This window comes from Alteromonas antoniana, from assembly GCF_019249295.1.
Classification (GTDB): domain Bacteria; phylum Pseudomonadota; class Gammaproteobacteria; order Enterobacterales; family Alteromonadaceae; genus Alteromonas; species Alteromonas antoniana.
On the sequence record NZ_JAESDH010000006.1, the window covers coordinates 41,745 to 56,326 of the forward strand.

Annotated in this window: 16 protein-coding genes; 1 reads left to right on the top strand and 15 read right to left on the bottom strand. The window is 46.1% G+C overall.

Annotated features, from left to right (window positions below):
- From hypB to JKP77_RS06655, 15 genes are all read right to left on the bottom strand, one after another.
- Nucleotides 1-747, bottom strand: coding sequence for a hydrogenase nickel incorporation protein HypB (hypB, locus tag JKP77_RS06585; RefSeq protein ID WP_218310403.1), 747 nt, complete (start codon nucleotides 745-747; stop codon nucleotides 1-3).
- A complete protein-coding gene (locus JKP77_RS06590; protein ID WP_218310404.1) occupies nucleotides 737-1,123 on the bottom strand; it encodes a hydrogenase maturation nickel metallochaperone HypA/HybF in 387 nt (128 codons plus the stop codon). The genes hypB and JKP77_RS06590 overlap by 11 nt, the downstream gene beginning before the upstream one ends.
- Complete coding sequence (locus JKP77_RS06595; RefSeq protein ID WP_218310405.1) at nucleotides 1,116-1,343, bottom strand: HypC/HybG/HupF family hydrogenase formation chaperone; 228 nt, start codon at nucleotides 1,341-1,343, stop codon at nucleotides 1,116-1,118. The genes JKP77_RS06590 and JKP77_RS06595 overlap by 8 nt, the downstream gene beginning before the upstream one ends.
- Entirely contained in the window at nucleotides 1,343-1,558 is a 216-nt protein-coding gene (locus JKP77_RS06600) for a hypothetical protein (protein WP_218310406.1), read from the bottom strand. Before JKP77_RS06600 ends, JKP77_RS06595 begins: the two co-directional genes overlap by 1 nt.
- A 19-nt stretch (nucleotides 1,559-1,577) precedes the next feature.
- Nucleotides 1,578-3,461, bottom strand: coding sequence for a nickel-dependent hydrogenase large subunit (locus tag JKP77_RS06605; protein ID WP_218310407.1), 1,884 nt, complete (start codon nucleotides 3,459-3,461; stop codon nucleotides 1,578-1,580).
- Between the two features lie 17 nt (nucleotides 3,462-3,478).
- Nucleotides 3,479-4,477: a hydrogenase small subunit gene (locus JKP77_RS06610; RefSeq protein WP_218310408.1), complete on the bottom strand. Its 999-nt coding sequence runs from the start codon at nucleotides 4,475-4,477 to the stop codon at nucleotides 3,479-3,481.
- 1 nt (nucleotide 4,478) lies between these two features.
- Nucleotides 4,479-4,913, bottom strand: a complete 435-nt coding sequence (locus JKP77_RS06615; protein ID WP_218310409.1) for a hydrogenase expression/formation C-terminal domain-containing protein — start codon at nucleotides 4,911-4,913, stop codon at nucleotides 4,479-4,481.
- Nucleotides 4,910-5,464: a HyaD/HybD family hydrogenase maturation endopeptidase gene (locus tag JKP77_RS06620; protein WP_218310410.1), complete on the bottom strand. Its 555-nt coding sequence runs from the start codon at nucleotides 5,462-5,464 to the stop codon at nucleotides 4,910-4,912. Before JKP77_RS06620 ends, JKP77_RS06615 begins: the two co-directional genes overlap by 4 nt.
- A 16-nt stretch (nucleotides 5,465-5,480) precedes the next feature.
- Entirely contained in the window at nucleotides 5,481-6,704 is a 1,224-nt protein-coding gene (locus tag JKP77_RS06625; protein WP_218310411.1) for a hypothetical protein, read from the bottom strand.
- Between the two features lie 12 nt (nucleotides 6,705-6,716).
- Nucleotides 6,717-7,511, bottom strand: coding sequence for a cytochrome c3 family protein (locus tag JKP77_RS06630; RefSeq protein ID WP_218310412.1), 795 nt, complete (start codon nucleotides 7,509-7,511; stop codon nucleotides 6,717-6,719).
- Complete coding sequence (locus JKP77_RS06635; protein ID WP_218310413.1) at nucleotides 7,508-8,266, bottom strand: hypothetical protein; 759 nt, start codon at nucleotides 8,264-8,266, stop codon at nucleotides 7,508-7,510. Before JKP77_RS06635 ends, JKP77_RS06630 begins: the two co-directional genes overlap by 4 nt.
- On the bottom strand, nucleotides 8,266-10,200 hold the full coding sequence (locus JKP77_RS06640) for a 2Fe-2S iron-sulfur cluster-binding protein (protein WP_218310414.1): 1,935 nt from the start codon (nucleotides 10,198-10,200) through the stop codon (nucleotides 8,266-8,268). Before JKP77_RS06640 ends, JKP77_RS06635 begins: the two co-directional genes overlap by 1 nt.
- Nucleotides 10,197-11,042 (bottom strand): hypothetical protein, encoded by an 846-nt coding sequence (locus tag JKP77_RS06645; protein WP_218310415.1) that lies wholly within the window; start codon nucleotides 11,040-11,042, stop codon nucleotides 10,197-10,199. Before JKP77_RS06645 ends, JKP77_RS06640 begins: the two co-directional genes overlap by 4 nt.
- A gap of 28 nt (nucleotides 11,043-11,070) precedes the next feature.
- Nucleotides 11,071-11,427 (bottom strand): hypothetical protein, encoded by a 357-nt coding sequence (locus JKP77_RS06650; protein ID WP_218310416.1) that lies wholly within the window; start codon nucleotides 11,425-11,427, stop codon nucleotides 11,071-11,073.
- Nucleotides 11,428-11,491: 64 nt separating this feature from the next.
- Nucleotides 11,492-11,947 (bottom strand): hypothetical protein, encoded by a 456-nt coding sequence (locus JKP77_RS06655; RefSeq protein ID WP_139758059.1) that lies wholly within the window; start codon nucleotides 11,945-11,947, stop codon nucleotides 11,492-11,494.
- A 443-nt stretch (nucleotides 11,948-12,390) separates the two neighbouring features.
- Here JKP77_RS06655 and JKP77_RS06660 point away from each other — a divergent pair, with 443 nt between their 5' ends.
- A complete protein-coding gene (locus JKP77_RS06660) occupies nucleotides 12,391-14,511 on the top strand; it encodes an SDR family NAD(P)-dependent oxidoreductase (protein ID WP_117316843.1) in 2,121 nt (706 codons plus the stop codon).
- Nucleotides 14,512-14,582 lie beyond the last annotated feature (71 nt).

Consider the following 14,582-nt stretch of genomic DNA (forward strand, 5'->3'; position numbering starts at 1 on the left):
TTAAGCTCCCCGTTCTTGTAATGAGCGAGAGTCACGAGCATTAATGGTTTCTATAAAGTAAGCAAACCATGCCTCAAGCTGGTTACTTTGCGTTGAAGACACTTCTATAACAGGGGCGTTATTGCCCACTTTACGAAATGACTGGATCGCACGCGCCACATTGAATTCGTCGTGGAACTGCAAGTAGTCGGTCTTTGAAATCAGCATGACATCTGCGGCACGAAACATAACGGGGTACTTTTCGGGTTTATCGTCGCCTTCTGGTACCGACAACAAGATCACATTCAAGTGCTGCCCTAAATCAAAACATGCGGGACAAATTAAATTGCCAACGTTTTCAATAAACAAAACGTCTAGCTTTTCGAGGTTAAATTTCCCGAGTACCTTAAACACCATATTAGCGTCCAAATGGCACCCTTGCCCTGTCGCAATTTGCTCAGCCTGCACACCATGACGCCTAATCCTGTTAGCATCATTTTCAGTTTCGAGATCGCCCTCAATCACCGCCATGTTGTATTGTGATTTGAGCGCAGTGATCGTTTCTTCCAGCAACCGAGTTTTTCCGCTGCCTGGCGATGACATCAAATTAATCACCATCACATCATGTGCATCAAACAACGCACGATTTGTGATCGCTTGGGTATCATTGCTACTTTTTAGATTCGCATGAACCTCAACGACGTTTGTCTTTTGCTGAATAGGCTTTTCGATTTTCCTAGGTGTTTCACACCCACAATTACCGCACATATTGTCTTTCCTTTGGTTCGGTTGATATTTCGGACGGGATGAATTCAATTCGCTGTAAAACAAATTCATCGCCTTGAATGAGTTCTGTATGCCAAGATCCGCAGCTAGCACATATAATCCGGTTTACAACTGCATAACTTTGTTCGCCGCACAATTTACAGCGCACTTTAATAGCGCTGGTGTCAATTTTAAGCGTTGCCTGATCGCCAATGGTATGAGTCCTGCACGACAAGAACGCATGATGCAGCAAGTCCGGCTCAACGCCTGAAAGTGGTCCAACTTTGACGTGAACAATACCGACGCGTTTGTCCATGTTGGCTCGCTGGTGAACGGCAATCGTGTCGAGTAAGCTATAACAAAGACTCATTTCATGCATCGTAAGCAATGACCTGGTCAAGTAACTCCCACGTCACTTGTGCTTCTTGATAAGTGATCACCTGCAGGGCGTAACCTACATGCACCATGACATAGTCACCCACCTTGACATCCGTCCCGTGTAACAGATGCAAACTGACTTCGCGGGAGACTCCTTTGGCTTCGCACGTCGCATTAAAGCGTTTTATTGCGGTGATTTTCATTGGAACAGCAAGGCACATTACTGACTTTCCCGCACTGTGGCGCCATTTGTTCTGGCTCTGTAGACAAACAGCCCAAGCGCACATAACCCCGTGATGAATAACAACGAGCCCAGCAGTATGGAATGATCGTGTTGATGGCCAGGGTGCGCATAGCTCACTGGTGAGCCTAATACCGAGTAGAACAATACGATTAGAGGGGTAGCAGATTGCTTAGTCATTTTTTGACGTTTCATAATATTTCCTCAACTATGGTTAACGAACCTTCAGACGCAGACGCTCTTTACCTGTTTCATCCATTACGTGCACGGCACAGGCAAGGCACGGATCAAAACTATGAAGTGTTCGCAAAATTTCTAAAGGTTGGTCAGTATCATGCAGCGTGTGTTTATCTTGCAGTGCGGCTTCATAAGCACCTGGCTGCGAATTAGGATCTCGGGGGCCTGCGTTCCATGTAGTGGGCACAACACATTGGTAATTTTCAATTTTGCCATTTTGCATGACCAACCAATGCCCTAGTGCACCGCGAGGCGCTTCCATAACCCCAACGCCTTGCCCTTTAACTGGCCAATTTGCCGGATCAAAATACAAAGGATTGAACGTATCGGTATCGCCTCTGGAGATATTATCAAGCAATTGGTCATACCAACCCTGAAGCTGGTTAACAACGATTTTGGTTTCAACTGCTCGGGCAAGGGTTCTCCCCAACGTGGAAAAAAGTGCCGAGGGCGCTAAGTCCAGGATAGAAAGAGAGCGGTTAACGATGTCTTGTGCTGCTGCATCTTTTTTTGCATACATCATTAACACACGCGCCAACGGCCCCACCTCCATGGAGTGGCCTTTCCAGCGCGGACTTTTTAGCCATGAATATTCAGCATGGGTATTGAGGTGCTGGTAAGGGGGGGTTGGGCCGGTGTATTCGAGGGTCGTTTGCCCTTCGAAAGGATGCAAACCGCTTGTATTTCCGCCGCTATAGCGATACCAAGAGGAAGAGACGAATTCTTGAATTTCAGTTGGATCATCTAAGTCAACATCATGCACTTTACTCAAGTCTCGGCCGAGTATGGCGCCTCTGGGAAATAAAAATGATGCGGGATCATCCATCGAGGTCGTGGGTAAGTCCCCATAAGTGAGAAAGTTACCGAGTCCCTCTCCTCGTGTCCCCCACTCTTTGTAATAGCCCGCGATGGCCAAGATATCTGGGTAATACACTTGATCAACAAACGTTTTCATTTGGGTTATCGCATCTTGCAATTGCACTAGTCGACGTGTATTGATTCCCGTTGATGCATTGAGATTAATGGGTGACGGCACACCGCCGACAACAAAATTGGGGTGAGGGTTTTTCCCACCAAATATGGTGTGAACTTTGACGACCTCTCGCTGCCAAGTTAATGCATCTAAATAATGTGCCAGCGCCATTAAATTTACTTCAGGTGGCAGCTTGTAACCAGGATGCCCCCAATACGCATTACTAAATATTCCCAGTTGTCCCGACTCAACAAGTGTTTTAACTTTTTGCTTCATGTCCTTGAAATAACCCGGAGATGAGCGCGGATAATCGCTGAGTTGACCGGCAAGCGTTGATGTTTTAGCTGGGTCAGCATCTAAAGCAGAAACTACGTCAACCCAATCTAAGGCATGCAAGTGATAAAAATGCATTACATGATCATGCACATACTGGGTGCCAATCATGATGTTTCTGATCAATTGTGCATTTTGGGGGATCGCCATCTGGGCTTCACTCAATGTGCTTATCGATGTGCGTGAATGTGGGTGCCCTTTGCCTTTTTTACCATGTTGCATCGGTCCTTTTGGCATGGAAGTCATAGCAGGTTTGCCAATAGCCACGCCCAAGTTGGCGTTTGTACGCCACGCTTTTCTGATAGCATCCTCAACTGCGCGAACAGATGCCATACCATGCACCAATGTGCACACGCCACAGATACGTTGAGCAAACGCCCAAGCATCACGGGGATCTCTGCCTTGCAAAATGAGTTCAATTCCTCGTACAGACGTACCCGACGAATACGCCTGTTTAATAGTATTCCCTTCCATTTCGGCTTCTATGCGAAGATGGCCTTCGATCCGAGTGATGGGATCGACGACTAACCGGTTTTCATTTGATGTATTTTCCATGCGCCTTGCCTTTAATATTATGAGTGTTTCCCAGCGTGCTGCTGTCCGCCTTTGCCAGGTTTGGATTTGTACCGTTCCCATGGAAATAAGGCTTGGTAAAAGCTGCCTTTATCCCAGAAGTCGGGCTCAGAGCAGCCAAGACAAGGGTGACCGGATTCAATCGGAAAACTGGTGCCTTGGTTCCACTTCACCGTTGCACACGCATTAAAGGTTTCGGGTCCCTTGCACCCCAGCTCGAACAAACACCAACCCTTTTTAGCGCCCTCATCATCAAACGATTTTGCAAATTTGCGCTGTTCAAAAAACGGACGTCGATAACAGCGATCGTGAATAGTTTCACCAAAAAAGGCGAGTGGTCGTTGGAGTGCATCCAGATCGGGAAAGCGCTTAAATGTTAAGTAGTGAACCAAGACTGCTGTGATCGCGATAGGCAGAGGAGGACACCCTGAAATATTGACAATTGGTTTATCCGTGATGATATCGCTGACTGCCACTGCCCCCGTCGGGTTGGGGTTGGCTTTGGGGATCCCGCCAAACGATGCGCAGGTACCAATTGCTATGATACCCGCCGCGTCTTTGGCCGATTCACGCAACATGTCGACATTGCTCATTCCACTGATAGTGGAGTAACCTGGATTACCCATTGGAACTGAACCGTCAACCAACAACAAATATTGTCCTTTGTGCTCTTGCATCGCCGCGCGTCGTGCCTCCTCTGCTTGCTCACCAGCGGCAGCCATTATCGTATGTTGATAGTCCAACGAAATGTGATCGAATATAAGGCTTTCCAAGGTGGGCGCATGAGAGCGTAATATCGCCTCGGTACACCCGGTACACTCTTGGAAGGGCAACCAAATGACAGAGGGTCTTTTCGCATTGCCAAGAGCATTGGCGAGTTCGGCGACCGCACTTTGCGGTAATGCGAGCAAAGAGGCTGTCGTTGCGCAAAACTTAAGAAACGTGCGTCTTGATATACCCGACGCTTGCAACTGCTTGTTTAATGTGGGTAGAGACATATTAATCCTCCTTAGCCGTGTCGTCAGTCGATGTATGTGACAATGATTGAATCTCTGACACTATTTGATTGAGCGATAACACCATATCTTCTGGCTGTGATTTAATTAGCGGTGGGCAGCGGCAGATATGCACATATTTCCCCATGATCTCAGCTTCTTCGTTGTAATGCGTTTCAAGCCAGACGCCAGTAAATCGAGACTCAATTAGCACCGTGTCACCAAGAGCCTGAATATCCGCTTTCACCTCGCCATGGCCAAGAAACGCTTCCAACTGAGATTCTTCGCCAGCGCTCAATGGCAATCGTCGCAAGTCAATTGTAGTGTCCTCTTGCCGTTCAATTAATTGGGACAACGCATGACGTATCTGATGTAAAAGCGGTGTGACATTGCCCGTATTCTCAGTATTTGATGTCATGAAAATAAGTTCTTCGGTCATCGTGCCTCCTTTTTTGTCATTGGGTCATAGGCCTGCATCCCATCTACGGATAAACGAGCAAGTGTAATTTCAAGGATGGATGAGAGCGCCAAGCTTACTTTTGGGCTCAAGGCTGTCCCCCACTCGATTACGTCAGGCTCTACCCCAATTAACGTCACCTTAGTCGGTTTGGAGTAGAGTGTTTGGCTCGTTAATAACGTATCGCGTAAGGTTATTTGGTGAACGGAATGGGCCGTCGCATGTTTGAACTGATGCGCAATTTCATCATCTTCGAATACTTTTACGGTGCCAGGAAGGGCGCGCATGTAGGCTGCATCGATGATTATGGTGTGATCTGAACTTGCTACCCATTCCAACAATTCATAGCTTAGCGTTCCAGCATCAATGCACGACACATTTGAACAGTCCTCAAAAAAGGGTTGTAAGGCACGAACGGCATGCACACCCACGCCATCATCTCGCTGCAAAAGGTTTCCTACACCAATAATGGTGTACTGCTTACCCTTGTTCTGGACGACGTCTACTGGCATATGTGTTTTAGGTGATTGCATCTGTATCTTTCCTGCGTTAACTGTGAGGCGCTGGAATTGACCAGCCAATCACAAAGGATAAAGAAACAACAATCACACTAAGACTGAATACTTTTAGCGATGTTAAGCGTTGTTCTTTGCGACGCTGCAATACGAGTCTGAACGCAATGAGTGTTTGTATGAGGTAATAAAGTGCAAACCCCTTAGAAGCGAGATTAATAATTTCAAATACGTTAGATGACCAAACTAATATGCCCGCAATCGCGATAACCAGAACATAGTAAAACTGAGGAGATATGGGTAAGTGGAAGAGTTCTTTTAGCAGTCCTCCGCCACCGATAGTATCGGCCAATGCGGCGCTTAACTGACTTGCTGTCGCTGCCACTAACAATAATATGGGCAATACCCAAATGGCTTGACCCAGGGTATAACTAATGGTGGTTTCATTCAGTTCGGTTATCGGAAAATCGAGAAATATGGGACAGGTTAAACCAATAAACACAGCGTAAAGAAAAATGGCAATCCACTGGGCATATCGCCCTGCTTTAATGCGCTGCTCTGCATTGTAGTTACTGCCCATGAAGCGCGTTGTCTCAAACCCTTGCGTAACCATGAGCATACCCGCGAGCATACTAAGGGTTTCAAAATGGCTGAGGGATTGTATCGCTTCGTGTTTAAACCACGCACTTTGGACTTGTATGTCGTAGGTTGCCAGCGCGACAAGCACACCCACAATAATCGCCAACTTAATGGTTACCGCGAATAGCTCGATGGTCTCTAGCCCTCTCGCACCGCGAAGCCAAGCGACCAGCATAATGATGACAAGCAGCCCACTGGTAAACAATTTAATGAGTGTTGTATCAGCGATAGCCAAGCGGTCAAAGACAAATGCGGCAAACAAGCTAATGTAAAACGCCACGGAAATCGCATAGGCAGCGCCAAGTGCCCATTGACTGGCTTTCTCAAGCGTTGCGATACTGCCGTGGGGATTGCGAGCAAGCTCAGGCTCTGCGTGACGTATATTGAAGCGAATGACCGAACCCAACGTATATGCCAGAATGGACAACAGAATAATGCCCAGCAGCGCCCATTTGCCCATCACCGAATGCAGCAGTGGTGCAATGATCAAAAAGCCACTGCCAATTATTGAAGCCAACGGGGTGACTGTTGCTCGCCATTGGACAGATTGTCGTAGGCGAGGCAGAAACAATACTATTGCTACTATCAGTGAGGTCGCCAGCGCAATGGAATTTGTGATCACGGTTTCTCCCACTTAATGATGCTTATACCAGCCGGCACGTTTAATATCGTTCCAGGAAGTCGATTGATGACAGGCGTAACACGCCTCCACTTTGGCTTTAGGCTCGCCAGCCACTTTGGCGGAAATCATTTTAAAATGTTGCATATAGTGACTGGGCGGCGCCTCATGACATTGATTACAATCGCGAGATTGACTCGAAGGATGAATAAACGTCGGCAGTGACCACTTAATTGTACTGTGACACTGCACGCAATCTTCCCCAAACAACTTAAAATGGCGATCATCGTTGCTATGGCACTGTGAACAATTTAACAATGCTTCTTTGTCGCTGACCTCAGAGTGCACAAACAAAGGGTCGGGTGTTTGCTTATTCGCGAGAATGTTTTCCAGAAAAGACATGGTGGCCGCCCCTTCGTCAAACGGTACGTTTGGATTGGGGAGCATATTGAAACCAATATCGACCAACGCAATATGGCTCATTATTGAAATATTGGCATTCTCACCTTGATGCTCAACATGGCAACTCGCACATTCTTTAATGTCACCATGAAATGCAGTGGGTTGTCGCGCGACGATATGCTTATCATTTGCGTGACACGCTACACACTTGTCACGCTCCACGCCTTCTACCGGCGTGTGACAACTCAAGCAATCATCAGCCAAAAAGGCATGTGCCTGACTCAGCGAACCTGGTTCAACCACTTGTTCCCATGGAATTTGTGCAAGATCTTCTGGCGTGTGAATAAAGTGGCTTAAGCCAACGCCCGCAGCGACTAAGCCAAGTATGGTTATTGTCCACTTCATCATAACCATCGAAGCCCAAAGTACACTTCACTGAAAATGTGAAAAAACAGTACGACATAGAGTGTCATCGAAATCACGATATGGAATTTCAACCAACGCGCAAACCAAATCTTCGCGGTGTCGTGAATAAGAATGCTGTATTCAACATCTGAAATCGCATCGATAATGGCTAGGATCTTACTCTCTTGTTTGAATAACTTACTTTGTTCTGAAGTGGGCACGTTCAAGGCGATGTACGGAATATGCCTTGCGGATGTTTGGGTAAACGTCGAATACCGTACTTCGCACACCGCGTCTTTCAATGATTGCTTAGCGTAAGAAAGCGAAACATGTAGTTCGTTTACTTGGCGCTTTTTCTCTTTAACATTTGATGAAATAAGGCCGAGTACATATCGACCAACAAACCCACTGATCACAACGACCATCATAAAGATGACAAGCGAGATCCCCGTCGCACTATCAAAACGATGGGCGCTATGGATCAGCGCAAGAATGGGGCCTAACACACCAGCATAGATGTGAATACGCAGTAGCGTTGGCATAGCAATATGCTTCGTCACAACTTTCTTAAGCGCTTTGCTGCGTTTAATGATCATATAAACCAATGGGATTAACATTAATATCGACGCGGTTAACCCGACGCCAAATCCGGTAAAACTACCAGGAAATGTGGGGTCCCTATGCCAGACAAATCCGAGCCAAAGCAGGATCATTAGGACAACCAAACTACCTACAATGGTGCGCTCTTGCGTATTCACTATGCTTCCACCTCCACATCAGATTTTGGGATGGCTTGGCACGCTAAAATATACCCACTGACCTTATCCTCTGGCTCCAACCCGTCATCAACCTCCATATCAACGTCGCCTCGTAACAGTTTCACCTTACAACTGCCACAAGAGCCCGCCCGACATGAATTCTCAATATCCACATCAAGTCCATCAGCGACGTCCAAAACAGTTTCATCTGGACCGGCTTGTGCCTGAGCATTTGATAGACTAAAGCGCACTTGTCGCGTGTTGTTTACTGGTGTGTTTGGTGCGACCTCGGGTTTAGCGGCCGTTTTCTTCGGACTCGCGCCACCGAAAGCTTCTGTTTTAATATGCGCTTCAGGCATACCCAATTCAGATAACATATCCTTGGTTGCATCCATCATTGCCGGTGGTCCACAAATGTGTGCAGTCTTTGATGCAATATCCGGCACAAATTCGTTTATCAATGCTGATGAAAAACGCCCCTGAGGCCCCATCCAGGTTGTGCCCTTTGCCTGTGTCATACTAACGAGCACTTTTAACCTAGGGTGACGCGCTTGTAGGTATTTTAATTCCTGCTCAAAAATAAAATCGTTAGACGTGCGCGTACAAAACAGAAAATAAATATCGCCGTCCCAGCAGGTCGTCGTTAAGTAGCGGACCGCGCTCATCATTGGCGTGATCCCTACGCCACCTGAAATCAGTACAACACTGTTTGCAGCTTGACCATTGAAGTAAAATTTACCGCCTGGCGCTTTAATCGAAAGCGTATCTCCCACATTTACGGCGTCATGCATATGACGAGAAACAACACCGAATTCCTCGCGTTTGATGGTGACTTCAAAGTAATGGTGCTCAGTGGGTGAGGATGCGATGGTATACGAGCGCTTCACTGGCTTTGCCACACCATCAATAGTCAATGTAAACGTCACAAATTGACCTGGTTCGAAACTAAATGGGATGGTGTGTCCATCAGGGCTGGCTAGTCGAAACGTTTTGACATCATGAGTTTCATTAAAAATTCCAGTTACCACCACATCGCCAGTAAACACGCCTTTGCGCGGCGCCGCAGTGGGTAAAGCCAATGCTGACTCTCTCGTAGGCGCAGAAGCTGAGTCTTTCTGAGGGATAGGTGTCGTTATCGGTATATCGTTAGCTGCTGCTTTGTGAGTTGATGCGGGACCGCTTGCGGTTTCAGTGGATTTAAGCTGCGCTAGCAATGCCGCAGCTCGGCGCATTTTGAACCCATAGACATACACCATAACGACGGTAAACAAGAGTAAAACAAGCATCACTGCGGTATGAAACGGCGTCATACCAAATAGGGTTGAAGTATCGTTTGCAGGCGCACTGGGCAGCAGATTCATTTGCGACTTGAACCAGGTTAATGCCACTCTCCTGGGCTCTTGGCCGTCTTGTATGGCACGTTTCGCCGCAAGGCCACTATCAAAATGCGCGATCCCCTCTTTAACGGTCTCGACAGCCACTTGCATTTGGGTAAAGTCATCAGCGGCAACGGCACGGGCAAGCCAATCAAAACCTGTCGCGAGTTGTGTACTTCCTTGTTGCATGCGCGCGGTGGCTTTTCGTAATACAATTTCTCTTTGTTCGGGGGTGGTTGAATGCATCCGCATTAATGTCGGATAGAGATCTTTGGGCTTGGGTGCCCCCATTTTCTCCATCATTTTGTCCATCCCTTTTGCCATACCGGGGCCCATCATGGCATTGCCCGGCGGCCCCTTACCTTGAGTAGCTAACGGCAGAGCGTCTGTGCTTACCCCGACAAGGGATTCATTCGTTTCTTCAGGATGATGACTGGCGTGCTCACTGTCCTCAGTTTGTTGCTGCGCGTAGGGGCGCGTCATTGCTAGCAATAACACAACGTTTACGATGACAACATAACGGAAGAAAACTGTCCCTTGTGATAAAGCGTTTTTCATTGACCAGCCTCTTGTTCGGCTAGCCAAAGTGCATTTATCTTGCCTACTTGTGATGATGTCAATACCGCAACTGCTTTCCCTACGGAGGTAATAAATTGCAAACGTAAGGCGCTGTTTAAGGCCTCTATTTCGCTAATGGTGTCTTTTATGTTGTCGTATTGGGGTAACCCTTTAGCCGTGAACTCCCACAACGATGCCTCTAAAGTGGAGCGCTGCTGGGCAATGCTTTTTTGGGTCGACTCCCACTCAGTTTGGATTGTTAACAGCGTTTGATACTGACCATCAGTTAACTCAAGTGTTTCTTTGTAATTCAAGAAAAATGCTTGTTCACCAACGTGGTATAGATGAAGCGCCCCACTTGCACCGGGTAAGGTAACGCCAGATGGGGATGGGGATGTCGCGGGCGTATTGGGTTTAGGAGGCATACCCATCATCGAATTATTTTTCATCATCATCTTGCACATCATCCCCATGCAAGACTTTCCGTTCATTGTCATCTTCTTTTTCCCTTTTCCCATGCCCATCTTCATCTTGCTCGTCGCTTGGGGGGGCGTAGATGATTCGTTGAGTTGAGGGCTGGTATCGCTCTGTTTAACGCCGGTATTGCTTTTTGATTGCGCTGCCAGTGAGTTGTCTAATGAGCGCAAAGCTGATTGGATCTTTGCAAAGTCAGCCGGTGCTAACTCGGGCGCAGTGTCTGAAGATTGTGTTTCTTTAGGTTTTTCTTTTGAACTAGTTTGTTGTGTTCTCGCTGAGCAAGCTGTTGTGAATAAGACACTAGATAATACCAGACTCACAATAGCCGCTAAACGGTAGGTTTGGTGACACTCTCTAGTCTTCACAACGGCATGCTCCTATTTAAAATATCCACTAAAACCCACGATCAAACTCGACCATGTCATAACGTGCAAGTTCGCCATCAAGTACAATAGCCTCTGCAAAATGCTCATCCTTCGTTTTACCTAATCGAATTTTGCCCACGAACTCGCGCGAATAGCCGTCTTCCCCTTCAGAAATTGCTGTCGCATCAAAAACGGTGCGATAGACATTAAAGACTTGATGTTCTTTGAGACCATCGGTGTCAGAGACACACACCACTACTTGTTTATCATCGACGGTAACAACCTGCCCACTCATGATGTAGTCATGGTATATCTGGCTTGCACAGCCCCCTAGTAGCCCAACAGACAAGATTGCAATTGATAAAAGCTTGATTAATTTGTTCATGTAAAACTCCCGCGATTATTAAAAGAAAAGAGGCAGTCGCTTTTCCTGCCTCATAACGCATTGATTAGTTCTTTTTATGCTTGTGTATTGGCTTCGCTTTTTCAGCCGTATGTCCCATCATTTGCCCCATCATGTCTTCCATCATGGCCATACGCTGTTCCATCATTTTCATTTTGTCATCAGTCGACATATCACTGTGTTTATGCTTCATGCCCATGCCGCCTTTCATTCCTTTTCCATCTTTCATTCCCATCGAATCTTTGCCTTCCATCATGCCCATCATGTCTTGCATCTTTTGGGCATGCTCATGCAACATGGCTTCGCGCTTTTCAGGATCAGATTCACTTTTTACTTCATCTAAAACTGCTTGCATTTCTTCCATATGTGTTTGCATTTTCTTCATCATCTGACTGTCCATCATCGGCATGTCAGATTTATCAGTGTGTTGATGCGCGTAAGAAGTCGCAATTGGCGCAGCGACAAGGGCGCTGGCCAGTAATAATGACGTTAATGTTTTCATAATTTTTCCTTTAATTGTGCTCACATGAGCGGTTTAGGTTTGAAATAGACGACTTGTCACCTTAATCCTATGTCTTAGACTCAGGTCAAGGTGCTATTTGGGCGATAAAAATTCGGCCAAAACCTCAAGCTCTTCATCTGTTATAGGCATTTGTGGCATTGCAGATTAGTGCTATCGTAATTTTTTGCACCCGATTTATCCTTTGCTTTTGATGAAATCCATCCTATAAATCACACGATAGATGTAATTGATTTAGATCAATCCTTCACGACAATCGGATTACAGAATCATTACATTTCCGTAATCAAATCATCGATTTATTTATCCTTGGTTCAAAATTATCTATGCTCAAGCTGCGTCAACAGGTCTCCTCATAGCTACTTTGCAGCGGCATATGCTGAATACCAGATGCAATTTTTAATTGGGTGAGCGGATAATAAGAAATGACGAAACACAAAATTGCGGTAATTACCGGTGCAGGATCAGGGATTGGATTAGCATTGACTAATGAATTCTTATCAAGGGATCCAAATATGCTTGTTGTTGCACTGTGTCGTGATAGCTCAGAACTAGGAGCGTTCAATGAAAAATTTGAACCCCGCCTCATCATAGAACACGTTGATTTTAATAACGAAGCGGCAACGATTGAAATTCAAGAAACGCTTAGCCAATACGAACAGATTGATTACTTAGTGCATTGTGCAGGTATTGTCACACCGCTTAAACCTATTCAATCAATAGGCTACAAAGAATGGCGCACGGCACAAAGAATCAACTGCGATATCCCCTTTTTGATAACACAACTGTGCCTGGATAAGTTTAAACATAGCCGCGTACTGTATTTGACAAGCGAGCAACCCGTTAGTGCAGTGAAAGGCGCATCAGCATACTGTGTGAGTAAAACGGCTTTAAATATGGTGTGTAGTTGTTTTAGACAAGAAGTTAATGAAGATGTAGCTGTTTTTGCCACCGCAGCTCCCGGAAATGTTGATACAGCGATGCAAAAAAAAATCCGGCAAGTGCCAAGCGATGTACTGCCGATGTCGGCCTTTTTAAGAGGCTTACATGAAGAGAACAAGCTACTACCGCCGCGCCTTGTTGCACAATACCTTTGGCAATTGTTAAATCGTATAGACCCAAAGACATTTAGCAGAACAAATTGGGATTTATTGCAAAGCATTGACGAAGCGCCGCTCAACCCAATTGATACCAATAAAACTATTTCAACGAAGCCAACTGAATCTGACTTACTGTCGTTGCGAAACAAGTTAAGCGGCAGTGTCTGGGACGTTGGAAGTACAGGCTATTCAGCGCGGCGTCATGTTTTTAATCGAGCCATTTCACATTTTCCATATGCGATAGTCGTGCCTGAGTCAGACGTCGATATCATTAATACAATTGACTATGCCAATCGCCTTAATTTACAAATATCAGTTAAAGGCGGCGGCCATGGGGTAACGGGTGCGGCCGTTATTGACGGTGGCATTGTCCTTGATATGTCTGCCTTTCAAAGTATAGAACTTTGCGCAGTTGGTCAGTCAGTAAGAGTGGGCGCGGGTGTGAAAAATCATAATTTGGATCTGTTCTTATCGAAATATAAGAAAGTGATCCCATTAGGCACCTGCCCGGATGTCGGTGTTGTAGGAGCAACGTTAGGCGGCGGGATCGGTTTTTTGTCACGCAAACATGGGTTAAGTTGCGACAATGTCTTGGCGTTTAATCTGATCACAGCAGATGGTCAGCAAAGAGTTATAAACACTTTGGAACACTCTGATCTTTTTTGGGCACTACGCGGCAGTGGCGGCTCTCAATTTGGCGTTATCACCCACATAACATTTAGGCTGCACCCGGCTCCAGCTTATGTTCAAGGAGGTATCATTGAATGGCCAATTCAAAAGGCAAAGCCTATTTTAAAGCAATACAGCGATGCTGTACTGCAGGGGCCGAGAACGCAATTCTTATATGCATACATCGCTCGTTCAGCGTTACAAAATGCAAAAATATCAATTATGGGGTTTAGTGAAGACCCTGACTCCAACCTAAATAACATAGCAAAATGGGAAACGGATGCCGATATCTCTGTTACGCATAAACAATACATAGAGTGCCAGTCAAATGAATATGAACAAGGGCACGCACTTTATTGGCGCAATGGGATCATTGAAGGTGAACTTACGGAACAGTTTATTGATGCGCTTTTGCAATGCTATCAGTCTTGCCCAGACAACGCAGCGGGCATTATGCTCGATCCGTTATGTGGCGCGATCCAGGATATCGAGACCCATGAAACCGCATTTATTCATCGCGATGCCTCATTTGTATGTAGCATCACGGGTGTGACTCTGCCCGATCAAGACAATACCAAGGTTATAGACTGGGTTAATCAAACCTATGAACGATTATCCCCATTTTTTAATGGCCATGCCTACCAAAATTATGACATGGGCAACGACTGTCCATTGACCAGTTATTTCGGTCACCATGTAGAGCGTTTGATTGCTTTAAAAAAGAAATACGACCCTCAACTTAGGTTTGCAGGCTCTTTGCAGCGGGATTTACAATAAACCGTTAAGCTGGTGTAATACTTACTCAAGCGCTATGGCGATCAACCGTCAGTTGCAGTAATTAGGATATA

What these genes read in the sequence shown, in the direction of transcription:
- hypB (WP_218310403.1), bottom strand. Translation starts at nt 747, where the DNA reads ATGTGCGGTAATTGTGGGTGTGAAACACCTAGGAAAATCGAAAAGCCT.
- JKP77_RS06590 (WP_218310404.1), bottom strand. Translation starts at nt 1,123, where the DNA reads ATGCATGAAATGAGTCTTTGTTATAGCTTACTCGACACGATTGCCGTT.
- JKP77_RS06595 (WP_218310405.1), bottom strand. Translation starts at nt 1,343, where the DNA reads ATGTGCCTTGCTGTTCCAATGAAAATCACCGCAATAAAACGCTTTAAT.
- JKP77_RS06600 (WP_218310406.1), bottom strand. Translation starts at nt 1,558, where the DNA reads ATGAAACGTCAAAAAATGACTAAGCAATCTGCTACCCCTCTAATCGTA.
- JKP77_RS06605 (WP_218310407.1), bottom strand. Translation starts at nt 3,461, where the DNA reads ATGGAAAATACATCAAATGAAAACCGGTTAGTCGTCGATCCCATCACT.
- JKP77_RS06610 (WP_218310408.1), bottom strand. Translation starts at nt 4,477, where the DNA reads ATGTCTCTACCCACATTAAACAAGCAGTTGCAAGCGTCGGGTATATCA.
- JKP77_RS06615 (WP_218310409.1), bottom strand. Translation starts at nt 4,913, where the DNA reads ATGACCGAAGAACTTATTTTCATGACATCAAATACTGAGAATACGGGC.
- JKP77_RS06620 (WP_218310410.1), bottom strand. Translation starts at nt 5,464, where the DNA reads ATGCAATCACCTAAAACACATATGCCAGTAGACGTCGTCCAGAACAAG.
- JKP77_RS06630 (WP_218310412.1), bottom strand. Translation starts at nt 7,511, where the DNA reads ATGATGAAGTGGACAATAACCATACTTGGCTTAGTCGCTGCGGGCGTT.
- JKP77_RS06640 (WP_218310414.1), bottom strand. Translation starts at nt 10,200, where the DNA reads ATGAAAAACGCTTTATCACAAGGGACAGTTTTCTTCCGTTATGTTGTC.
- JKP77_RS06650 (WP_218310416.1), bottom strand. Translation starts at nt 11,427, where the DNA reads ATGAACAAATTAATCAAGCTTTTATCAATTGCAATCTTGTCTGTTGGG.
- JKP77_RS06655 (WP_139758059.1), bottom strand. Translation starts at nt 11,947, where the DNA reads ATGAAAACATTAACGTCATTATTACTGGCCAGCGCCCTTGTCGCTGCG.
- JKP77_RS06660 (WP_117316843.1), top strand. Translation starts at nt 12,391, where the DNA reads ATGACGAAACACAAAATTGCGGTAATTACCGGTGCAGGATCAGGGATT.